The organism is Chryseobacterium sp. SSA4.19, assembly GCF_022601875.1.
Taxonomy (GTDB): domain Bacteria; phylum Bacteroidota; class Bacteroidia; order Flavobacteriales; family Weeksellaceae; genus Chryseobacterium.
Window position 1 is genome coordinate 201,170 of record NZ_JAKVIP010000001.1, and the last position, 21,031, is coordinate 222,200.

Genomic DNA, 21,031 nt, shown 5'->3' on the forward strand with positions numbered 1-21,031 from the left:
CTTTCATTTATGGAAAAGGTACTCCTTACAACAAATCATTTTCCGGTTACGGCCCATGTTTTTTATCCTGAAAAAGATGATGGCCGGCTTTTGCTTATCAATTCTGCAACAGGCGTCAGACAGCAGGTTTATTTTTCTTTTGCACAGTATTTTTGTCAACAGGGATTTACGGTTATCACCTATGATTACCAGGGAATCGGACTTTCAAAACCTGAGAAACTGAGTGGTTTTGAAGCTTCTATGAGAACCTGGGGTACTGAAGATTATCAGGCGGTGACAAATTACGTTAAAGCCCATTTTAAAGGATACCGGAAATATTGCCTTGGACATTCGGTAGGAGCATTGATTCTGGGAATGAATAAAGACTCTGAAATGTTTGAGAAGTTCATTTTCGTAGCTACTCAGAATGCTTTTGCCGGAAATTTAAAATGTAAAACAAAAATTGAAGCCTATTTGGGGTTTGGAGTTGCGCAGCCTCTTACTACTGCATGGCTGGGCTATTTTCCTTCACATTGGTTCGGATTGGGAGAAAGTCTGCCGAAAAATTGTGCATATGACTGGAGAACCTTAATTTTAAACAAAAAATCAACCAACAGGCTGCTGGAGAAAACGGATGATTATTCTGAAAATTTAACTCAGGAAGTTTTTGTTCTTCGTGCGGAAGATGATGTCTGGTTAACTGAAAAAGGAGTCAGGAGTTTATTGGATGATACCTATCCGAATCTTAAACCGACGTACAGATTGATTAAGGCTTCCGAATCGGAGAAAGGAAAGATCGGACACATCAATTTTTTCAGAACGTATAATAAAGGGCTCTGGCATATTGTTTTAAATAAATTGAATTGAATAGAAATGAAAATGGAAAATCTGATTGAAAATACAGTAGAATTTGTAAAGAAAAAACTGGAGGGTGCTGAAGCAGGGCATGATTGGTTTCATATCGAAAGAGTATGGAAACTTTCAAAAAAAATTGCCGTAACCGAAAACTGTAATGTAGAAGTTGTAGAACTGGCAGCCCTTCTCCACGATATTGCAGATCCTAAATTTCATAACGGAGACGAGACGATTGCGCTTCATGTGTCCCGGGAATTCCTGGAAGGTCAAAATGTTCCCGAAAATGTGATTGTACAGGTTATTTATATCATTAAAAATATTTCATTCAAAAACAGGGGAGAAGTTCCTGAGAATATTCCCATTGAACTTAAAATCGTTCAGGATGCAGATCGGATCGATGCGATTGGTGCGATTGGTATCGCCAGGACATTTAATTTCGGCGGTTTTAAAAACAACCTGATGTATGATCCTCATATTGAGCCTAAACTGAACATGTCCAAAGAAGAATATAAAAAATCGAACGGAACCACCATCAATCACTTTTATGAAAAGCTATTGTTGCTAAAAGATCTGATGAATACGGAAGAAGGGAAACAAATAGCCGGGGAAAGACATGATTTTATGCTGAACTTCCTCGACCAGTTTTACAAAGAATGGAATGTTGATTAAAAAATATTATATCCTAAAATTATAGAAGTATAACTCATTGCTGCACTTTGGGAAGCTTTATTATCTATAATATTAAATTGGCTGTTATATCTCGCTTCAACCATAAATTTATTATTATAAACATAGCCAGCGCCGAAAGAAAAACTTTCAAATGCAATAACTGACGCCAGGTTTGCTTTATCAAATGTTTGATCATTATAAGCCATATCTATACTTTTTGCTTTTCCAGATTTTAAATGAAGAGCATTAACATTTGCATTAATAAAGAATTTGGATTTATCATTTAAGTACATATAATGTCTTATTCCTACAGGGAGATTTATAAAAGAATAAGTATCCATATTTATAGTATATAATTTATCACCCGACGGAATGCTTATTTTTTTATTAGAGTAAAAAGAATATGTGGGCTCAAATATTATTGACCATTTATTTTTGTTGAATGGTAATACAAGCTCAGCTTCCAATCCAATTCTAAAATTGGTTTTAGATGGAAATTCACCTGCATTAAGCAAATTTTTTGTTTTTAAGCCTGAATAAAAGTTGATACCCGGTCTTATAATTAGGTTAAATTTTGCAGAATGCTTTTTTTGTTGAAATTGATTATTTGAATCGTTAAGATTATTTTGCTGATTATGAGCCATGAAAACTTTTGTCAAGCTATTTGTAGTATAACTTGTTTTAGGAATTATAGCTATAACCTTAGCATCATCTTTAAAAATAAGTTTTAATTGATTCAAATATGTTTCATTTGTTGCAATTTTAGATTGATTACCTTCCGGATTATATTTTTTATATATTAATTGCTGGATATCAGATTTTGAATCAGAATAAAAATATTTTGTGGTAGTTTTTTTATACGAGTATAAATTCTTATCACCTGAAACAAGCTCTTTTATAAAAATTGTTTCATTTTGAAATTCAGGCTCATAAGTGCTGGATAATGCAGTTATATCATCTGAAGAATTATCAACAGGACCTGTGTAGCTTAGATATTTTGCAAAGCCGTAAATTCCAAACTCTTTTATTTTATATGGAGTGCCGATTATATCAGAAGATTTATCATCGACTCTATAAATGAAACTTTTAGGATTATCTGACCAATCTAAATTTTTAATTATCACCTCTTTTTTTTCGCCTTCATTTGTAATTATATAGCCCTTTTCAAATTTTACTTGAGCATAGCTAAAAAATACAAATAAGAATAAGATAATTCCAAGAATTTTTTTCATAGTTGAACGTTTTTAAATTAGGTGCAAAAATATAGATAAATAAGTATCTTTGCAATATGACATTTGTAATTCTGCTTATCTTCTGGGCGCTAATTTTCTCTCTGTTTTTATCAAAAATAAAAAAGGGAAAAGCTGCTGAATGGGCAAAATTGTTCCGCATTGTTACCATTACTTTTTCGATTTCCATTTTTACTTACTGGTTTATCAAGAAAAGTGCTGTTGGTATTGTTGAAGATTCCGTGGCATTACAGGTCATTAATAAACTTCCGCAGCCTCTGGATTTTTATGTGGTGATTTTAAACGATTCTGATACCGGTAAAATCATTGAAACAAAGCATATCGGAAATATACGTCCTGAATACTACAGAATAGAATACCTGAAAATGGATAAGTCTGATGAATACTGGATTGTAGGATATCTGGGAAAGAAAAACCTCGTCTATTTCTCACAGCACGCTCTTCCGAATAAAAATATAGATCAGATTATTGAAATTCAGAATTACATCAATCAAAGCGTAAAGCTCTCCGATCTGGCTAAAAAGCAGGTGGAAGCCTATAATTATGAAAATATAAAAGTGGGAATCTGGATCACTTTGGATTTTCTCCTGTTATTTCTGAATGTGGTATTGTTAATCAGAAGAAAAAAATAAGCTTCCGGCTTGCAAAGCAAGCCGGAAGCTTATTTACATTTAAACTGAGATGAACCAAGCCGACAGACTTAAGATTCTTTCCCATATCTTTTTGACAGATTTTTAAAATGAATAAGCCCTAAAATAAGGTTCCTGTACTTTCTGTTACCATTTTTGGAATGTGAAGATCTGTATTCCATTTTTTATTGATCTCTCTGATAAAGTGAGCGAATAAAAGCGGAGATGCGGCTTCAATATCCTGATGAATAAAAAAAGAGATATTCCGCAGGCCCTGTTCTTTCCATTGGGTCAGGCGTTCCACCCAGCTGTCAAGTCTGCGGTAATCAGTTTCGGTATTGGCGGCTACATAGCGGATGAAAATATCAGGTGTGGTGAGGCGCATGTGAAGAACGTCCCTTCTGCCTGCCGTATCTACAATAATATGGGTGATCTTATGCTTCTTAAAGAGTTCGCATGTAGTATTGAACATATTTTCATCTGTAAACCACTCTATATTTCTCAGTTCTATCGCCAAAGGCACTTCCTCCGGCCATTCCTTAACAAATTTTTCCAGTCTTTCATAATCTTTTGGCTGGAAATTGTCGTGGAGCTGCAGAAAAGCCATTCCTAATTTTTCTTCAAAATTCATAATGGAGGTAGCAAACTGGGTTACCGGATCGGTTACATCAATAAGCCTTCTGAAATGGGAAATCGTATTGGGGATTTTCGGGAAAAACTTAAAGTCTTCAGGCGTTTTCTCTTTCCAGGTGTGAATCTGTGCAGGAGCCGGCATTCCATAAAAAGTGGCATTCAGCTCTATGGAATTGAATTGCGTAGCATAATAGGAAAGTTCATCCTTTGTTCCTTTAGGATAGAAGCCTTTCAGGTCTGTTTTACTCCATTTGGCACACCCGATTGAGATATAACCAAGACCTTTTGTATTACTGCTCAGAACATTCTTTGTATCAGGATGGTCTTGAGGCAATGTAAAATCGATGTTAGAGGAATCTTCCAGTTTTCCGAATTTCATATGTTTGTGAAGTCTTAAGTAATTAAGTGTTCTAACAAATATAAAACAAAAACTACAGAAAATTTCTGTAGTTGGTCTTTAATGTTTTCGATACTATTCATTAGTCACCGGATTCAAGCTCAAATATATCTTCCACTTTTTTATTAAAATGTTTGGCAATCTTTAATGCGAGTACTGTAGAAGGTACATATTTTCCGGCTTCCATCGCATTAATGGTCTGCCTTGAAACACCGATTGTTTTTGCGAGATCTTCCTGTGTGATATTTCTTACAGCTCTTTCAATTTTAATGGTATTCTTCATTTTTTAAGCAGTAAATAATTAAACCTTAAAATGTAAAAAATCAGAGGCAGAAACATCATCAGAATCATGGCAGTAAAGAAAAGCATTCCGAAAACCGTTAAAAATAAAATCAGAAGAATAGAGTAGGTCGCAATAAGACTCCAAAATACTGATTTCAAACGAAGGCTCGAAATATACTCATCTTCAATTTGTTCTTTTGAGAATCCTACAAGTATTCCTCCTATAACTGTTAAGATTCCAAAAAGATTCGGAAAAAAATCTATTGCTGTATTTTTAAACAGTCCTGTCTCTTCATTGCTTAAAGGAAATCCTGAATTGTAGAAAACAGGTAAAGATACTTCCGGAAAATGGATTATATTCGAAAGTGATAAGAGTCCTAAAATAAATGATGGAATAAAAATAAACCAGCCAATTCTTTTATAGCGGTTAGGAAAAAGTTTCATTGTATTCATATCTGTAATTTTTAATTATGTAAATGTAATAAATACTTTACAATATGTAAAGTTTATTTTACATTTGTTTGGAAAATAAAAACCATAACATAAAGGCTATGGTTTTAGAATGTATTTTAAATATTGTTTATGACTAAGCTTCACATGCAGAACAAGTAACAAAATTTACCATCATTTCTTTAGAAACAGAAGAACTTCTCTGATAGTAAAGGGTTTTTACTCCTTTTTTCCATGCTTCGATATACAGATAGTTTACATCTTTTACAGGCATGGTAGAAGGGATCTGCAGGTTCAACGACTGAGCCTGATCGATGTATTGCTGTCTTTGGGCGGCCTGTGAAATAATTTCCATTGGGGAAATTTCTCTGAACGTTTTAAATACTGCTTTTTCTTCGTCAGTTAATTCTTTCAGATGTTGTACGGAACCGTGGTTCAGCATAATGGTTCTCCATGTCTCTTCATTGTCAAGACCTTTATCACTAAGGAGTTTTGCCAGGTATTTATTCTTACGCATGAAATTTCCTTTGGCAAGACCGGCTTTATAATAATTGGAGGCAAATGGCTCGATTCCCGGAGATGTCTGTCCTAAAATTGCGGAGCTTGAAGTGGTAGGAGCAATGGCCATTACCGTTGTATTTCTCATTCCGTATCCTTTCAACAGTTCCGGCTCTCCGTAAATATTAGCCAGTTCTTTCGAAGCAATATCTGCCTGTGTCCTGATGTGTTTGAAAGCTCTTGCATTAAACTGCGTGGCCTCAAAACTTTCAAAAGGAATCATATTTTTCTGTAAGTAAGAATGGTAACCCAAAACTCCCAAACCAAGGGCTCTGTGACGCATGGCAAAGTCTCTTGCTCCTTTCAGGTAATAATTTCCTTCGGTTTTTTCGATAAATTCAGACAAAACAGCGTCAAGGAAATAGATTGCCAATTGTACCGCGTTGGTATCTTTCCACTCATCGTACAATTCAAGGTTCATAGATGATAAACAGCAGATGAAAGATTCCTCTCTTGTAGAAGGAAGCATAATTTCCGAACAAAGATTACTTGCATTCACGGTTAATCCGAGATCTTTATATACCTGAGGTTTGTTTCTGTTTACGTTATCCGTAAAGAAAATATAAGGAAGACCTTTCTGCTGGCGGCTTTCTAAAACCCTTGCCCAGATTTTACGTTTATCGGCATCACCGTCAATCATATCCTGCATCCAGTAATCAGGTACACAAATTCCGGTAAAAAGGTTCTGAATCGGGCTTCCGATATCTTTAATGGATAAAAACTCTTCAATATCACCGTGGTCAACGTCCAGATAGGCTGCAAAAGCTCCTCTTCTTACACCACCTTGTGAAACAACGTCCATAGAAGTGTCAAACAATTTCATAAACGAAACGGCTCCTGAAGATTTACCGTTATCGGTTACAGCTGTTCCTCTGTTACGAAGTTCCCCGAAATACCCAGAAGTTCCGCCTCCGATTTTCGTCTGCATAATCACTTCACCCATTTTGTGGGTAATTCCTTCAATGCTGTCTGGAATATGAACATTGAAACAGGAGATTGGAAGACCTCTCTGCGTTCCCATATTCGCCCAAACCGGAGAAGAAAAACTGATCCAGCCTTTCATGATCATCTCTTTGAAAGCCGGCTGAAGTTCAGGTTTGTATAATTTTTTTGCTGCAGCGGTCGTGATTCTGTCAATAGCGCCGTCTACGGTTTCTCCTTTAAGAAGGTAGCCTCTGTTAAGCATTTGCTCAGACTCTTCATTGAGCCACCATATATTGTTGTTTTGTTCGTCCATAGATGTTATATTTTCGAATTCCGAAGTACGTTTGATACTCCGGAATTTTGTATTTATGATTTTAATGAATAATGATTTTAATCATTTAAATGTTTCGACAATTTTTAATACACAAGTTTTTGCTAACTGTTTGCCGCCTGCATTTAAATAAAATTTAGAGGGATTTTAATTAAAACAGATCATTCGCTGTAATGCTCTTGTCATGCTTCGTGTAATCCACAGGTCTCTTTGCAAAGAAATCGTCCATGGAATTGGCGAAAACTTCTTCTTCAAACCATTTCATCGGACTGTATTGTTCTGCAGTGGTGTTATAGCGTTTTTCCATATTGATTTTTTCCAGACTTTCATCAACACGGTATTTCATAAAGTTGATCAGATCCTGTTTAGAGAATTTATCCAGTTCACCCAGTTCAAAAATCCATTCAAGGATTTCGCCTTCCAGTTCAACGGACTGATCTACCAAAGTATAAATATCTTCAATGTCAGAGTCTGTTAAAAGATCCGGCTGCTCTTCACGGATTTTATTGATCAGGTAGATGCCTCCGTTTGCATGGATCTGCTCGTCAACGGAAGTCCAGGCAATAATATTAGAGACATTTTTCATAAACCCTTTAAACCTTGTGAATGAAAGGATGATTGCAAACTGAGAAAACAGCGATACATTTTCAATAAGGATACTGAACAATAGAAGCGAAGAAACATATTCTTTAGGAGTTGCCGAATTGGCATGCTTAAGAACATTGGATAAGAAATCGATTCTCTTCTTTAAGGCAGGAACTTCTACCACATGGGTAAATTCCTGGTTATAGCCTAATACTTCCAGCAATCTGGAATAGGCCTCCGAATGACGGAATTCACATTCTGCAAATGTAGAACCCAAACCATTCAGCTCAGGCTTCGGCAGATGGTTGTATAGGTTTCCCCAAAAAGATTTTACAGAAACTTCAATCTGGGCAATCGCCAAAAGTGCGTTTTTTACAGCATGTTTTTCGTGTGGCTCAAGCTGCGACTGAAAATCCTGGACATCCGCAGTAAAGTCCACTTCCGAATGTACCCAGAATGATTTGTTGATAGCCTCCACAAACTGAAGGACCTCAGGATATTCAAATGGCTTATAACTTACTCTCTTATCAAAAATTCCCATATGTAGAAGGTCTTAAATTAAATACTGCATTAAAGTGAATATGCTCAAAAATACCCAACAGTTTGACTGTTTGATGCTTACGGATCAAGATGGCTATCCTGAACTATTTTAGACATATCCTTAATGAACAAGTACAAAGTTAGACAACAGGAACTGTATTTGAAAGTACGAAACACTAAATGACTGAATTTTAACCTTAAAAGTTTTCCACATTTACATGAATGCCGCTTAGATATTGACTTACACAGGATTATTGTAAAAAAATATACATTATAAGTACTCCGGAATTAAACAATATTTTATAATCATCTGTTAATAAGAAGGAATACTATTAAACAATAGTTCATGTAAAGAAATTTTCATTCTTGTAACAAATCGGAAGTATCATCTACTTATTACGTATAAACATCATATATATTATCATTAATGCTAATAATTCAGGATCTGCATAAATCGTACGACACAGGAAAAAGCAAGCTTCATGTTCTGAAGGGAATTAATCTTAATATTTCCGAAGGTGAGTTTGTTTCGATTATGGGAAGTTCCGGTTCCGGAAAATCCACACTGCTTAATATTATTGGTATTCTTGATGAGAAAGATTCCGGTATTTATGAACTGGATAATGTCCCGATTGAACATTTATCCGAAGTAAAAGCGGCAGAATACAGAAGTAAGTTTTTAGGTTTTATTTTCCAGTCTTTTAATCTTATCGGATATAAAACGGCACTGGATAATGTTGCGTTACCTTTATATTACCAGAACGTACCAAGAAAAGAACGCGAAAGAAAAGCAATGGAATATCTTGAAAAAGTAGGTCTGGCACAATGGGCGGGCCATTTGCCGAATGAATTGTCGGGAGGCCAGAAACAGAGAGTTGCCATTGCCAGGGCGTTAATCACAGATCCTAAGGTGGTGCTTGCCGATGAGCCTACGGGAGCTTTGGACTCTAAAACGACGCATGACATCATGAAGCTTCTTCAGGATATCAATAACGAAGGGAAAACAATTATTGTGGTGACCCATGAGCCTGATGTAGCTGCCCAGACCAAAAGGAATGTGATCCTTCGTGATGGTATTATTGAAAGTGATGAATTCATCAAGCAACTGGTTTTATAAGCAAATTGTACACATTCAGTTGGGCTTTGAAGAGAATCTTAAAGAAAGAATTGATATTGTAATAAATCTGTTTTACAATATTAAAAAAAAATAAAAACTATGTTCGACCTAGATCGTTGGCAGGAAATATTCAGTTCCATCCGCAGCAATGTGTTACGGACGGTACTTTCCGGGTTTACCGTGGCGTTGGGGTTATTTATCTTCATCGTGCTTTTCGGTATCGGAACGGGACTGCAGAATGCTTTTACACAGGGATTTGCAAGGGATGCCCAGAACCTGATTTCCATTTTCACCGGTAAAACCACCGTGGCCTACAAAGGGCTTCAGTCAGACAGGGTGGTTACCATGAACAATGACGATTATGATTTCCTTGTCAATGTCGATAAGAAGAAAGTAGGGAATTCAACTCCAAGATATACCTCCAATTTATTGGTTAAATATGGTAAAGAAAGCGGGAATTACCAGATCAATGGCGCCAATATGGATGAGCAGTACATCGAGAACCGTAAAATCCTGGACGGACGATACCTTTCACCTAACGATATGGCTAACAAACAGAATGTGGCCGTTATCGGAAGAATGGTACAGCGGGATTTGATTAAGAACGGGAGCCCGGTCGGGAAAGAGCTTAATATCAACGGAACCATGTTTAAAGTGGTCGGTGTTTTTTCTGATGACGGTGGAGACTGGGACGAAAGGCATATTACCGTTCCTATTTCTACCCTGCAACAGATGAAAAAAGGATCTGATACCGTGAGTACCGTATACATTGCTTATGATGAAAAGCTGGATCCGCAACAGGCCATCAAATATGGAGATGAGCTTAAAGAAAGACTAAAATCAAGGAAAAACGTTTCCCCTGAGGATGAAAACGGGGTGCGGATCTGGAATAACGCCCAGAATATGAACGATACCTTTACTTTCATGGCTGTTCTTACCGCAATCGTTGGGTTTATCGGTATGGGAACCTTGCTGGCGGGAATTATCGGAATCAGCAATATCATGGTATATATTGTCAAAGAAAGAACCAAAGAAATAGGTGTAAGGAAAGCCATCGGAGCAAAACCCCGAAGCATTGTCGCACTGATTGTTCAGGAAAGTGTGGTGATTACCGTCATATCGGGATTTGTAGGGGTCGGATTGGGTGTACTGGCTTTACACCTGATTGGTGATAACCTGGAAGAATATTTTATTAAAAGCCCGAGCGTAGGCTGGGGAACGATCTTTATGGCATTCATTGCATTGGTATTTTCCGGACTGATTGCAGGATTTGTTCCGGCATACAGGGCATCCAAGATTAAACCGATTGAAGCACTGAGAACAGAATAATGTTTGGAACAAGCTGAAAAGCTGACGGGCAAAGAACATTGATAAACCATCATTTATAATCAGATAAAGTGAACATACTACTTAAAAAAGATACCTGGCAGGAAATTTATTATTCATTGAAAAATAATAAGCTCCGGACCTTCCTTACCATGATCGGTGTAGGCTGGGGTATGTTTCTGTACGTTGTCCTGCTGGGTTCGGCCAAAGGAATGGAAAACGGGTTCGATAAATTATTTTCAGGATTTGCCACCAACTCTATTTTCCTATGGGCGCAGAATACTTCGATTCCTTACGAAGGTTTTCCCAAAGGCAGGCAGGTACATCTTCGGCTTTCCGATATCGATATGCTCAAGAGAAAGATTCCGGATATCGATTACATTTCTCCCCAGAATTCACGGGGAAGCTTTACCGGGACACCGGGAGAGACCATGTCCAGAAACGGAAAGAACGGAACGTATTCATTAACGGGGGATTATCCTGTAGGAAATAAAATTTCTGAGAAAAAACTTATTTACGGTCGCTATATCAATGATGCGGATGTTTCCGGAAATAAAAATGTAGCGGTAATCGGCGAAGAGATTTATAAAAACTTTTTCGATGCCAAGAAAAATGAGAACCCGCTAGGGAAATCCATTAATGTCAAGGGAATTTTCTTTAATGTGGTCGGCGTTTTCAGGGTGAAGAAAGGAGGAGGTTTTGAAAATGACCAGACGGTATTTATTCCGCTTTCTACCTATACTAAAATGTACAATGCGGCAGATCAGATCGATATGTTTGCGATTGTCAGCAAGCCGAATGCCAGTGTCAATTCAGTGGAAGAAAGAGTTAAACTTGAATTAAAAGCCAAAAATAAAGTATCTCCCGAAGATACCAATGCTTTCGGAAGCTTTAACCTCGGAAAAGAATTTAAAAAGCTGACGGGATTTTTAACCGGCATGCAGCTTCTTACCATTATCGTAGGAACATTGACGATTCTTGCAGGGGTAATTGCCATTTCCAATATTCTTTTGATCACTGTGAAAGAAAGAACCAAAGAGATCGGGATCAGAAGAGCTTTAGGAGCGAAACCTTCAGAAGTAAGAAACCAGATTCTGCTGGAAAGTGTGGTGATTACGCTGTCATCAGGATTGCTCGGATTCATGTCCGGAATTTTTGTCCTTATGATCCTGGATATGATTACCCAAGGTCAGGATTCGTTTCCTTTCTATAATCCCACCGTTAATTACGGGAATGTTTTTGCCGCAATGGCGGTAATGGTGGTTTTAGGGCTGATCATCGGAATGATTCCTGCGCAGAGGGCTGTGAAAATCAGGCCGATTGAAGCGCTGAGAACGGAATAAAGAAGAAGTTATGAGCATTGGTTTTATAATGCGTAATTTTTGAATAATTAAATTTTTATATCATTTAAATAAAAAATAAACTATACATATGAAAAAGAAATTCACTTGGAAAAAAGCCGTTTATATTGTGTTGGGGCTTTTATTTGCAGTGGCTTTATTCTCCGGGATCAGGTATCTTGTGAAATCCAATTCTAAGGAGAGCGAGGCTTTCCTTACCCGGAAACCTACCATTCAGAATATGGATGACAAGGTGATGGCAACAGGAAAAATTGTTCCGAAAGAAGAAATTGAAATTAAACCGAATATAGCAGGGATTATTGATAAAATCTTAGTGGAGGAAGGGGACCGGGTAGAGGCAGGACAGCTGATTGCCACGGTAAGAATTGTCCCGAACTTGGCGGATGTCAACAATTCCCAGCAGAACGTTCAGAATGCCCAGCTGCAGATCAGCAATGCTAAAATGAATGTTGAAAACATGCGCAAGCAGTTCGAAATGCAGGAGCGTTTGTTCAAGCAGGGTGTTATTTCCAAACAGGAATACCTGAATTCCCAGCAGCAGCTTTTTTCCCAGCAGCAGGCACTTAAAAATGCAAACCAGCAGCTGATAACGGCACAGAAAGCATTGCAGATTGCGAAAACAGGAGCTATTCCTGAGCTGCAGGGCCTTGCGACCACCCAGATCCGTTCCAAAGCATCCGGAACCGTATTGGAAGTTCCTGTAAAAGTAGGAAGCCAGGTAATTGAAGCCAATTCATTTAATGCCGGAACTACCATCTGTTCAATTGCAGATCTTAACTCGCTTATTTTTCAGGGTGAAATTGATGAAGCACAGGCTGGAAAGCTGAAGCAGGGAATGGAGATGAATATTGTGATCGGTGCCCTTCAGAATAAAACATTTCCCGGAAAACTGACGATGATCGCACCGAAAGGAAAAGATAATAACGGAACTATCAAATTCCCGGTGGAAGGTGATGTGCATAATCCGAACAATGAATACATCAGGGCCGGATTCTCTGCTAACGGGGAGATTGTATTAAATTCCCAGAAAAATGCATTATTATTGGATGAATCTTTAGTTCAGTATGAAAAGAAAAACGGTAAAGATGTTCCGTTTGTAGAGGTAAAACAAAAAGACGGCAAGTTCAAAAAAATATATGTGAAACTGGGGGCCAGCGATGGAATTAACGTTCAGGTTCTTCCCGGCTCACCAATTACTAAAGACTCTGAAATCAAAGTCTGGAATCCTTCAGATAAGGACAAAGAAGAGTTGAAAGAAAAAGGCAAAAAATAATAAACTAAATGATACGCGGTAAGCGGAAGTCCTGGGAAGTTCTCAGGGCTTTTTTATTATCTTCTCCTCTGCAAATTGCTTTCTTTAGAAGCTGTTTCCCGTTTACCGTTGTCGTCTTTTTCAAAAGAGATGTTCCTTCAACCATCGACAGGACTTTGCCATAATTCTACTATTTGGTAATAGAATCAGTTTTAAACTTTAATAAGATGCTGTTTAGCTCGTCCAGATGAAGGCAGTCACGCAGATTTTATGTGACTTCTCTTTAAGGTTTCTCCTGCCCGCAACTGGTCCGGAGATTTTAAATATGCCCGGGTCTTCACTGTAGCACAACGCTTTGGTCTTGTCCGCCGCCGAAGTACTACCCAGGGCAGAATTGTCCTGCGACACCAGCCTAATGATGCCTGACTGCGCAGTCGCCGTGATGTTCTGTCTGCGCCGGTTAGCACCTGCTACCGTTCCTGATCTTGCTGAGAACCTTTCAATGATTTCTTTTGTGATTCTTGCCATGGTGTTGCTTTTTTTGGTTAACGAAACGAAGATAGAACAGGGTTTTTAATTTTCAATGGCCCGGAAAGTTTTTGGCAGCTTGTGTCCGGTTTTGGCAGGTTTTGGTAGCCTATGACAGGTATCATCCGGCATTTCTTCGGAAGCGCTTCGGGGTTTCTTCGGTAGTTCTTCGGAAAAAACATCTTTTTTCCGAAGAACTACCGAACAAGTGTCGAATAAAACCTTAACTATCCTCGCATTTTTGGAGGTTATCTCTAACGGGAATTTTAATTTCTACTATTGATGAATCATTAATTTAAAGTGTATTTATTTTCGGATTCCGTAAACTGGGGATTTCAAGCTTCTGGATAAGAACCGGCAGAAATTCTGGCTGTATGAATGCCGGTATACCCTATGGTGAAATAGCAGATAGTCGGTAATGATACGGAGATGGTAGATTATTCAAAAACTTTGTAATTCAGTTGATTAATAAACATTATTATGGAAAATATGTATGTATTCCCGGCGGCAAAAATTTATGAATCTTTTAAAGCTTAATTTTTAACTCTGTTCCCGTTGATTGTAAATTCAGTAACTATAAATAAATGTAATAAAATATGTATAATTCCATAATTTTTTAAAAATTAAAAATCCACGTCATCATCATCATCATTATCATCTGTGGAAAATTATATTTTGAAATCAATTTAATTATATTCTCAAAATCAAAGACTATGAGATATATCTGAAAAATATTCAGATGAATATCACATCATTTAATTTCCTGTCGAGATATAAACGAAGCAGAATTTTCCGATAAACGAAAGAGTTAAGTATCGGACAGGACAAATTTTAAAGATAAAAAACAGAAATGGTCATCAGAATTTTATACGCTGTAAGTTCACATTACTGATCTGAACATTCCTTACAATATCCGGAAATCAATCCGTTGAAAGTAACCGATTGATAACCTTCCGGTACATGGACTTCCATTTCATGAGGCAAGCATTCTATTTTTCCACAGGCGATACACTTAAAATGAAAATGGTTATGCCTGTGTGTTTTTTCTGAACAGTTTATACACACCGCAAAATAAAATTTTCCGTCGTCACCCGGTATTTTATGAATGATTCCGTCTTCGCAGAAACTGTTCAGTACCCTGTAAATTGTTGCCCGGTCTACTGCCTTTCCCAGCTCTTTCTGTAAAGTATCCGGGCTTACCGCTGATTTGGATTTTTTTAAAAATTCCAGGATCATTTGTTTGGAAACGGTATTTCTTTTTATCATTCAGCAAATATAAAATTATTATTGCGATCATATCGCATTAAAGAAATTTATTTTAACTTTGCGGTATATGATACTTTATTACGGAATTCATATACCTCACACTAACAATAAATTAATAGTATGCAGAATAAATTTGATGTGATTATCATCGGAGGCAGTTATGCAGGATTGTCCGCAGCAATGGCTTTGGGAAGGTCTTTACGGAATGTTTTGGTTATAGACAGTGGAAAACCCTGTAACCGGCAGACGCCGCATTCCCATAATTTCCTGACTCAGGATGGAAATACGCCGAAAGAAATTTCAGATCTTTCCAAAGAACAGGTACTGAAATACGATACTGTGAAATTTTACGAAGGAACAGTCATAAAAATCTCTAAAACTGATGAAGGTTTTGAAATTGCCACGGAACATCATGAAAAACTGTATGCTGAAAAAATAATTCTTGCTTCAGGAGTTAAAGATATTATGCCGGATATCGAAGGGTTTTCAGAATGCTGGGGGATTTCCGTTATTCACTGTCCGTATTGCCATGGGTATGAAGTAAAAGGTAAAACAACCGGGATTCTCTCTAACGGGGATATGGCATTTGAGTTTTCAAAGATTGTTTTCAATCTGACAAAAGATCTGACCTTATTTACAAATGGAATGTCAACGTTAACTCCGGAACAGGCTGAACGGTTCAATCAAAATAAAATCCGTATTGTAGAAGATGAAATCGATAAGGTCATCCATAAAAACGGACAGATTCAGAAGCTGATTTTTAAAAATGGAAAAGAATTCCCTTTAGAGGCTTTGTACGCAAAGATTGCTTTTGAACAAAATATAAATCCTGGGGATCTGAATCTTGAAATGACAGAACATGGCTTCATTAATATTGATCATTTCCACAAAACCAATGTTGAAGGTGTTTTTGCATGCGGAGACAATGTTTCTATGATGCGGTCCGTGGCCAATGCTGTGGCACAGGGAAATATGTCCGGAGCTATTGTAAACAGGGAACTTTCTGTTGAGGAATTCTCATCCTTTCCGGAATAAAAAAGATGTAAAAGCTGATTTATCTTAATGATCAGCTTTTATCAGATTTTACCTGTTCTCACTAAAAGGAAATTTCGTACTTTTGGAGTGGAAAATTTCAAAAACTAAAAGTATAATGGATATTATTTTCGACCTGATTGAAAAAGAAAGACAAAGACAAACCCATGGAATTGAAATGATTGCATCAGAAAATTTTGTTTCTGAGAATGTAATGAAAGCAGTGGGAAGCGTACTGACTAACAAATATGCAGAAGGATATCCCGGGAAAAGATATTACGGTGGATGTGAAGTTGTAGATGAGGTTGAAACCTTAGCCATTAACAGGGCAAAAGAGCTTTTCGGAGTGGATTATGTAAATGTACAGCCGCATTCCGGCTCACAGGCAAATGCCGCCATTTATCTTGCCGTTTTGAAGCCCGGAGATAAAATCATGGGAATGGATCTTTCTATGGGAGGGCATCTTACCCACGGTTCTGCAGTTAATTTTTCAGGTATTCAGTATGAGGTCGTTTCTTACGGCGTTCAGCAGGAAACCGGTCTTATCGATTACGATCAGATGAGAGAAGTGGCATTGAGAGAAAAGCCTAAAATGATGATTGCAGGTTTCTCAGCTTATTCAAGAGATCTGGATTATGCAAAGTTCAGGGCAGTGGCTGATGAAATCGGAGCGACCCTTTGGGCGGATATTGCACATCCTGCAGGATTGATTGCCAAGGGTTTATTAAATAATCCGTTTGAACATTGCCATCTGGTAACCACCACTACGCATAAAACCTTAAGAGGACCGCGAGGCGGAATGATCATGATGGGCAGGGATTTTGAAAATACATATGGCCATAAAACGCCGAAAGGAGAGACTAAAATGATGAGCCAGGTTCTGGATGGAGCTGTTTTCCCGGGAATTCAGGGAGGTCCGCTGGAACATGTGATCGCCGGTAAGGCAGTTGCATTCGGTGAAGCTTTGGATGTACAGTTTGAAACGTATGCCAAGCAGGTTCAGTCCAATGCCAGAGCTTTAGCAAAATCAATGATCGACAGAGGGTTTGATATTGTCAGTGGCGGAACAGACAATCACCTGATGCTTGTTGACCTTCGAAATAAAAACGTAAACGGTAAAGAAACTGAGAAAGCTTTGGTTCTTGCTGATATTACGTGTAACAAAAATATGGTGCCGTTTGATGACAAGTCTCCGTTTACTACTTCAGGGATCAGATTAGGGACTGCCGCAATCACAACAAGAGGATTAAGGGAACATGATATGGATACCATTGCAGGACTAATATCTGAAGTGGTGGACAATATTAAAAATGAGGAGGTAATTGCTTCTGTAAGAAAGAAAGTAAATGAATTGATGGAAGGGAAAGCTTTATTCAATTATTAATATTCTTCTTTGAATCAAAATATAGGAATGGGCTTTTGCCCATTCTTTTTTTATCAGTATGGAAAAGAAATCGTATACGTTTGATGAAATAAAACTGAAACTGGTTAACTACTGCGTGTACCAGGACCGCTGCCATGCCGAAGTGGAACAGAAAATGAGGGAGTTTCTGCTGATCGATGAAGCAAAGGAAGAGATTATGCTCTATCTTCTAAGGGAAAATTATCTGAATGAAGAACGGTTTACCCGAAGTTACATCCGGGGGAAGTTTTATATCAAACACTGGGGAAAAAATAAGATTAAAATGAACCTTAAACAAAAGCATATTCCTGAAAAATTAATCAGTAAATGCTTTGATGAAATTGATGAAGAAGATTATGAACAGACCATAAAGAAAATATTTGATAATTACTATGAAAAACAGAAAGGAGTGAAAGAATATCAGAGAAAATCGAAGACCATACAGTATTTGATCAGTAAGGGTTTTGAGTATGAGGTGATTATAAATGTTTTGCAGCAATGGTAATTATCATATATTAGTCTTTATAATTCATTGAATTATGATATATTTGGGTTTGGGAAGATGCGCATATAATATTTTAGGATAAAAAATTATTTTTTAGACATGATGGCACGATTAATGCATACCGTTCTGGGATTTTCTGAGCACGATTTTTAATTAAAAAATAATCTGTTAAAAAATAAATCATATACCACCTTGTAAAAATTGAATAATATCAGTTAACTTTACATCATTAATTAAAACCAATTAACACTGGATGAAAAAGCTATATAATGCTTTTAGTGCTCTTTATAATGGAGATAATATTGTGAAAATCACAGAATTGAGGTACGTGCCCCGATGGCTGGTTATTACAATCGACATTCTTATTGTCTTATTTTCTATATTTCTTTCGCGGATATTTTTAGATAATCTGGATGTAAAAGTTAATTTTCCTGAATACCGCATGGAAAAAAGGCTTCTTATTGTCCTGGTAAATGTTTTGTTTATGTATATATTCAAAACCTATGCTGGAATCATCAGGCATTCTACTTTTTTTGATTTTTTTAAGATTATTCTATCTTCAGGAAGTACTCTCTTTACACTTCTTTTTATTAATTACATGAGTGAAATAGAGTTGGATAAATCTCTATACCTGTATCCCAATCTTTTTCTGTATTTTCTTATTTCGGTTTCCATTATGTTTTTTTTCAGAATGGTCACCAAGCAGTTTTTTAATGCACTGATCGATATTAAAGGACCTTCTTCCAAAGTAAGGGTAGGGGTAGTAGGCGTAGGAGATGTGTCTGTTGCATTGGCAAGAGCCATCAAGCACAATCCTAATTATCCTTATCATCTTGAAGGTTTTGTTACCAATAGGTCAGATTCCCGTAAAGCCATATTATTAGGCCATAAAATCTATACCAAAACGCAATTTTTCGGTAATGAAAAAATATTAAAACAATTTGATGCCTTATTATTGATCAAAGAGATCATGACCAAGCAGGAGATTGAAGAATGGATGACACTGGCACTGGACAAAGGCTTAAAAGTACTGAAAGCTCCGTCACTCAGCAAAATGAGAGACTCGGATCTTGTGGGTGGCATCAGCCAGCTTCAGATCGAAGATTTACTGAACCGCAGACCTATTAAGATAGAAAGCGAAGAAGTAAGAAAAAGGCATTTTGAAAAAGTTGTACTGGTGACAGGGGGAGCAGGCTCTATAGGAAGTGAAATTGTAAGGCAGGTATCACAATTTAATCCGTCACTTGTTGTGGTGCTGGATCAGGCGGAATCTCCTTTGTATGAGCTGGAGCTGGAACTGCACGAAAAGTTTCCGGAACAGAAATTTAAATTTGTTCTTGCTGACATCTCAAACAGCTACAGACTAGAGAAGTTATTTGAAACCTATCAGTTTTCTATGGTGTACCATGCTGCAGCCTATAAACATGTACCTCTGATTGAAGAAAATCCTCACGAAGCTATTTTTGTTAATGTCTTAGGAACTAAGAATTTGTCTCTGCTGGCTAAAAAATATAAAGTCAACCGTTTTGTAATGGTGTCTACCGATAAAGCGGTGAATCCTACCAATGTGATGGGAGCTTCCAAAAGAGCGGCAGAGTTATTTGTACAGTCGCTTCAAAATTCACCTGGAAACAGTACTAAATTTATCACAACCCGTTTTGGAAATGTATTGGGATCAAACGGCTCTGTGATACCGCATTTCAGGAAACAGATTGAAAAAGGAGGACCGATAACGATTACGCATCCGGATATCATCCGTTATTTTATGACTATTTCTGAAGCGTGTGAGCTGGTTCTTCAGGCCGGTACCATGGGGAATGGCGGTGAGATTTATGTTTTTGATATGGGTGAGCCCGTGAAAATTCTGGATCTGGCCAAAAGAATGATCAGGCTTTCAGGATATACTCCTGATGTAGATATGAAAATTACATTTATCGGATTAAGGCCCGGAGAAAAATTATATGAGGAATTATTGAGTAATAACGCAACAACCATTCCTACGCATCATGAAAAAATTATGATTTCAAAAGATCCTTCTTTAGGATTTGATGAAGTGGAAATCCTTTGTAAGCAAATTATTAAATCTGCGGTAAAAAGAGATAAACTGCAGGTGGTAATGCTTTTAAAGGAAATTGTTCCTGAATTTATCAGCAATAATTCTGAATTCGAAATTTTAGATAATAAAGAAAAATTGATTATCGATAGTGTCAAGGATTAATAAGTACTTTTGTTTAGTCATCAATTTAAAATAAAGTGGAAACCGCTTTATCGTGACAAGCAAATTTTGTTTAAAGAATATTAATTCTATTTTTGTGAAAAATTTATCAGAAATGATTTTAAAAAAATATTTTATTTACGGTTTTTTAAGTGTTGCCCTATTTTCATGTACTCCAAGACAGGAGATTAATTATATGAAGGACATCGAAAGTATTGCATTGGATAATTCGGTAAAAAACAGCCGCATTACTTTGCAGCCAGGAGATCAGCTGATCATTACGGTAACTGCAAAAGATATGGATGTAGTCAAGCCTTTTAACCAGGTATACTCATCAAGTACAACAATAACCCAATATTCAACACCCAGTTCAAATAATCTTCCACAACAAATGCCTGTATCAGGCCCTACGTACAGGGTAGATACGGATTATAACATTGTTGTTCCCCAGATAGGAAAAGTCAGTGTACAGAATGAGAATATAGAAAGTCTGAGAGTAAAGCTGGAAGGTCTTATCGGAAAATACGTGAAAGATCCTGTGGTAGATGCCAAACTGATAAATTTCAGGGTTTCCGTGGTGGGCGAGGTGGCAAGACCCGGCACCTACGTGGTTCCTGACGGTAATGCCACAGTATGGTCGGCATTAGGATTAGCAGGAGATCTCACAACATACGGGGTGCGTCAGAATGTATTAATTATCAGAAATGTGGATGGGCAGATTACCCATAACAGGGTAGATCTTACGAGCGCTCAGTTTATAAACACACCATTTTACTATTTGAAACAGAACGATGTTATCTATGTGCAGCCTAATGAAAACAGGGAAAAGGCGGCCAGAGTTGATCCTAATACGGGAATTTATATTTCTGTAGCATCCGTTATTGCTTCTCTTACCATAGGGATTCTTGCTCTGATCAGAAGATAATCAATCAATCAATTCACAGA

Annotated in this window: 21 protein-coding genes; 13 read left to right on the forward strand and 8 right to left on the reverse strand. The window is 37.3% G+C overall.

Features of this window, described 5'->3' with window-relative positions; translation table 11 throughout:
• Positions 1–9 precede the first annotated feature (9 nt).
• A complete protein-coding gene (locus MKJ01_RS00970; RefSeq protein WP_241611027.1) occupies positions 10–846 on the forward strand; it encodes an alpha/beta fold hydrolase in 837 nt (278 codons plus the stop codon).
• 12 nt (positions 847–858) lie between these two features.
• On the forward strand, positions 859–1,503 hold the full coding sequence (locus MKJ01_RS00975; protein WP_241632425.1) for an HD domain-containing protein: 645 nt from the start codon (positions 859–861) through the stop codon (positions 1,501–1,503).
• Here the strand turns inward: MKJ01_RS00975 and MKJ01_RS00980 are convergent.
• Positions 1,500–2,735, reverse strand: coding sequence for a hypothetical protein (locus MKJ01_RS00980; RefSeq protein ID WP_241611031.1), 1,236 nt, complete (start codon positions 2,733–2,735; stop codon positions 1,500–1,502). The genes MKJ01_RS00975 and MKJ01_RS00980 overlap by 4 nt on opposite strands.
• Positions 2,736–2,791: 56 nt before the next feature.
• Here MKJ01_RS00980 and MKJ01_RS00985 point away from each other — a divergent pair, with 56 nt between their 5' ends.
• Entirely contained in the window at positions 2,792–3,385 is a 594-nt protein-coding gene (locus MKJ01_RS00985) for a hypothetical protein (protein WP_241611032.1), read from the forward strand.
• Between the two features lie 118 nt (positions 3,386–3,503).
• Here the strand turns inward: MKJ01_RS00985 and MKJ01_RS00990 are convergent, their stop codons facing one another.
• The 5 genes from MKJ01_RS00990 to MKJ01_RS01010 all read right to left on the reverse strand — a co-directional run bounded on the left by MKJ01_RS00990 (position 3,504) and on the right by MKJ01_RS01010 (position 8,083).
• Complete coding sequence (locus MKJ01_RS00990) at positions 3,504–4,394, reverse strand: DUF72 domain-containing protein (RefSeq protein WP_241611033.1); 891 nt, start codon at positions 4,392–4,394, stop codon at positions 3,504–3,506.
• Between the two features lie 100 nt (positions 4,395–4,494).
• Complete coding sequence (locus MKJ01_RS00995) at positions 4,495–4,695, reverse strand: helix-turn-helix transcriptional regulator (protein ID WP_241611034.1); 201 nt, start codon at positions 4,693–4,695, stop codon at positions 4,495–4,497.
• A complete protein-coding gene (locus MKJ01_RS01000; protein WP_241611035.1) occupies positions 4,692–5,147 on the reverse strand; it encodes a hypothetical protein in 456 nt (151 codons plus the stop codon). Before MKJ01_RS01000 ends, MKJ01_RS00995 begins: the two co-directional genes overlap by 4 nt.
• Before the next feature lie 133 nt (positions 5,148–5,280).
• Entirely contained in the window at positions 5,281–6,975 is a 1,695-nt protein-coding gene (locus MKJ01_RS01005) for a ribonucleoside-diphosphate reductase subunit alpha (protein WP_368366188.1), read from the reverse strand.
• 133 nt (positions 6,976–7,108) lie between these two features.
• Positions 7,109–8,083, reverse strand: a complete 975-nt coding sequence (locus MKJ01_RS01010) for a ribonucleotide-diphosphate reductase subunit beta (protein ID WP_241611037.1) — start codon at positions 8,081–8,083, stop codon at positions 7,109–7,111.
• A gap of 426 nt (positions 8,084–8,509) precedes the next feature.
• Between MKJ01_RS01010 and MKJ01_RS01015 the strand changes: the two genes are divergently transcribed.
• The 4 genes from MKJ01_RS01015 to MKJ01_RS01030 all read left to right on the forward strand — a co-directional run bounded on the left by MKJ01_RS01015 (position 8,510) and on the right by MKJ01_RS01030 (position 13,159).
• Positions 8,510–9,199: an ABC transporter ATP-binding protein gene (locus tag MKJ01_RS01015; protein WP_241611038.1), complete on the forward strand. Its 690-nt coding sequence runs from the start codon at positions 8,510–8,512 to the stop codon at positions 9,197–9,199.
• Positions 9,200–9,298: 99 nt separating this feature from the next.
• Positions 9,299–10,528 (forward strand): ABC transporter permease, encoded by a 1,230-nt coding sequence (locus MKJ01_RS01020; protein WP_241611040.1) that lies wholly within the window; start codon positions 9,299–9,301, stop codon positions 10,526–10,528.
• A 68-nt stretch (positions 10,529–10,596) separates the two neighbouring features.
• Positions 10,597–11,868: an ABC transporter permease gene (locus tag MKJ01_RS01025; protein ID WP_241611042.1), complete on the forward strand. Its 1,272-nt coding sequence runs from the start codon at positions 10,597–10,599 to the stop codon at positions 11,866–11,868.
• An 88-nt stretch (positions 11,869–11,956) separates the two neighbouring features.
• Positions 11,957–13,159 (forward strand): efflux RND transporter periplasmic adaptor subunit, encoded by a 1,203-nt coding sequence (locus MKJ01_RS01030; protein ID WP_241611044.1) that lies wholly within the window; start codon positions 11,957–11,959, stop codon positions 13,157–13,159.
• A gap of 4 nt (positions 13,160–13,163) precedes the next feature.
• Here the strand turns inward: MKJ01_RS01030 and MKJ01_RS01035 are convergent, their stop codons facing one another.
• A complete protein-coding gene (locus MKJ01_RS01035) occupies positions 13,164–13,304 on the reverse strand; it encodes a hypothetical protein (RefSeq protein ID WP_241611046.1) in 141 nt (46 codons plus the stop codon).
• 249 nt (positions 13,305–13,553) lie between these two features.
• Here MKJ01_RS01035 and MKJ01_RS01040 point away from each other — a divergent pair, with 249 nt between their 5' ends.
• Positions 13,554–13,715 (forward strand): hypothetical protein, encoded by a 162-nt coding sequence (locus MKJ01_RS01040; protein ID WP_241611049.1) that lies wholly within the window; start codon positions 13,554–13,556, stop codon positions 13,713–13,715.
• An 836-nt stretch (positions 13,716–14,551) separates the two neighbouring features.
• Here MKJ01_RS01040 and MKJ01_RS01045 read toward each other — a convergent pair.
• A complete protein-coding gene (locus MKJ01_RS01045) occupies positions 14,552–14,932 on the reverse strand; it encodes a Fur family transcriptional regulator (protein WP_241611051.1) in 381 nt (126 codons plus the stop codon).
• A gap of 120 nt (positions 14,933–15,052) precedes the next feature.
• Here MKJ01_RS01045 and MKJ01_RS01050 point away from each other — a divergent pair, with 120 nt between their 5' ends.
• The 5 genes from MKJ01_RS01050 (at position 15,053) to MKJ01_RS01070 (ending at position 21,011) form a co-directional block, all read left to right on the forward strand.
• Positions 15,053–15,967, forward strand: coding sequence for an NAD(P)/FAD-dependent oxidoreductase (locus MKJ01_RS01050; protein ID WP_241611053.1), 915 nt, complete (start codon positions 15,053–15,055; stop codon positions 15,965–15,967).
• 112 nt (positions 15,968–16,079) lie between these two features.
• On the forward strand, positions 16,080–17,348 hold the full coding sequence (glyA, locus tag MKJ01_RS01055; protein ID WP_368366189.1) for a serine hydroxymethyltransferase: 1,269 nt from the start codon (positions 16,080–16,082) through the stop codon (positions 17,346–17,348).
• Positions 17,349–17,406: 58 nt separating this feature from the next.
• Positions 17,407–17,871: a regulatory protein RecX gene (locus tag MKJ01_RS01060; protein WP_241611057.1), complete on the forward strand. Its 465-nt coding sequence runs from the start codon at positions 17,407–17,409 to the stop codon at positions 17,869–17,871.
• A gap of 253 nt (positions 17,872–18,124) precedes the next feature.
• Entirely contained in the window at positions 18,125–20,089 is a 1,965-nt protein-coding gene (locus MKJ01_RS01065) for a nucleoside-diphosphate sugar epimerase/dehydratase (protein ID WP_241611058.1), read from the forward strand.
• A 112-nt stretch (positions 20,090–20,201) separates the two neighbouring features.
• Positions 20,202–21,011, forward strand: coding sequence for a polysaccharide biosynthesis/export family protein (locus MKJ01_RS01070; protein WP_241611059.1), 810 nt, complete (start codon positions 20,202–20,204; stop codon positions 21,009–21,011).
• Positions 21,012–21,031: the final 20 nt, after the last annotated feature.

What these genes read in the sequence shown, in the direction of transcription:
- MKJ01_RS00970 (WP_241611027.1), top strand. Translation starts at nt 10, where the DNA reads ATGGAAAAGGTACTCCTTACAACAAATCATTTTCCGGTTACGGCCCAT.
- MKJ01_RS00975 (WP_241632425.1), top strand. Translation starts at nt 859, where the DNA reads ATGGAAAATCTGATTGAAAATACAGTAGAATTTGTAAAGAAAAAACTG.
- MKJ01_RS00980 (WP_241611031.1), bottom strand. Translation starts at nt 2,735, where the DNA reads ATGAAAAAAATTCTTGGAATTATCTTATTCTTATTTGTATTTTTTAGC.
- MKJ01_RS00985 (WP_241611032.1), top strand. Translation starts at nt 2,792, where the DNA reads ATGACATTTGTAATTCTGCTTATCTTCTGGGCGCTAATTTTCTCTCTG.
- MKJ01_RS00990 (WP_241611033.1), bottom strand. Translation starts at nt 4,394, where the DNA reads ATGAAATTCGGAAAACTGGAAGATTCCTCTAACATCGATTTTACATTG.
- MKJ01_RS00995 (WP_241611034.1), bottom strand. Translation starts at nt 4,695, where the DNA reads ATGAAGAATACCATTAAAATTGAAAGAGCTGTAAGAAATATCACACAG.
- MKJ01_RS01000 (WP_241611035.1), bottom strand. Translation starts at nt 5,147, where the DNA reads ATGAATACAATGAAACTTTTTCCTAACCGCTATAAAAGAATTGGCTGG.
- MKJ01_RS01010 (WP_241611037.1), bottom strand. Translation starts at nt 8,083, where the DNA reads ATGGGAATTTTTGATAAGAGAGTAAGTTATAAGCCATTTGAATATCCT.
- MKJ01_RS01015 (WP_241611038.1), top strand. Translation starts at nt 8,510, where the DNA reads ATGCTAATAATTCAGGATCTGCATAAATCGTACGACACAGGAAAAAGC.
- MKJ01_RS01020 (WP_241611040.1), top strand. Translation starts at nt 9,299, where the DNA reads ATGTTCGACCTAGATCGTTGGCAGGAAATATTCAGTTCCATCCGCAGC.
- MKJ01_RS01030 (WP_241611044.1), top strand. Translation starts at nt 11,957, where the DNA reads ATGAAAAAGAAATTCACTTGGAAAAAAGCCGTTTATATTGTGTTGGGG.
- MKJ01_RS01035 (WP_241611046.1), bottom strand. Translation starts at nt 13,304, where the DNA reads ATGGTTGAAGGAACATCTCTTTTGAAAAAGACGACAACGGTAAACGGG.
- MKJ01_RS01040 (WP_241611049.1), top strand. Translation starts at nt 13,554, where the DNA reads ATGATGCCTGACTGCGCAGTCGCCGTGATGTTCTGTCTGCGCCGGTTA.
- MKJ01_RS01045 (WP_241611051.1), bottom strand. Translation starts at nt 14,932, where the DNA reads ATGATAAAAAGAAATACCGTTTCCAAACAAATGATCCTGGAATTTTTA.
- MKJ01_RS01050 (WP_241611053.1), top strand. Translation starts at nt 15,053, where the DNA reads ATGCAGAATAAATTTGATGTGATTATCATCGGAGGCAGTTATGCAGGA.
- MKJ01_RS01060 (WP_241611057.1), top strand. Translation starts at nt 17,407, where the DNA reads ATGGAAAAGAAATCGTATACGTTTGATGAAATAAAACTGAAACTGGTT.
- MKJ01_RS01065 (WP_241611058.1), top strand. Translation starts at nt 18,125, where the DNA reads ATGAAAAAGCTATATAATGCTTTTAGTGCTCTTTATAATGGAGATAAT.
- MKJ01_RS01070 (WP_241611059.1), top strand. Translation starts at nt 20,202, where the DNA reads ATGATTTTAAAAAAATATTTTATTTACGGTTTTTTAAGTGTTGCCCTA.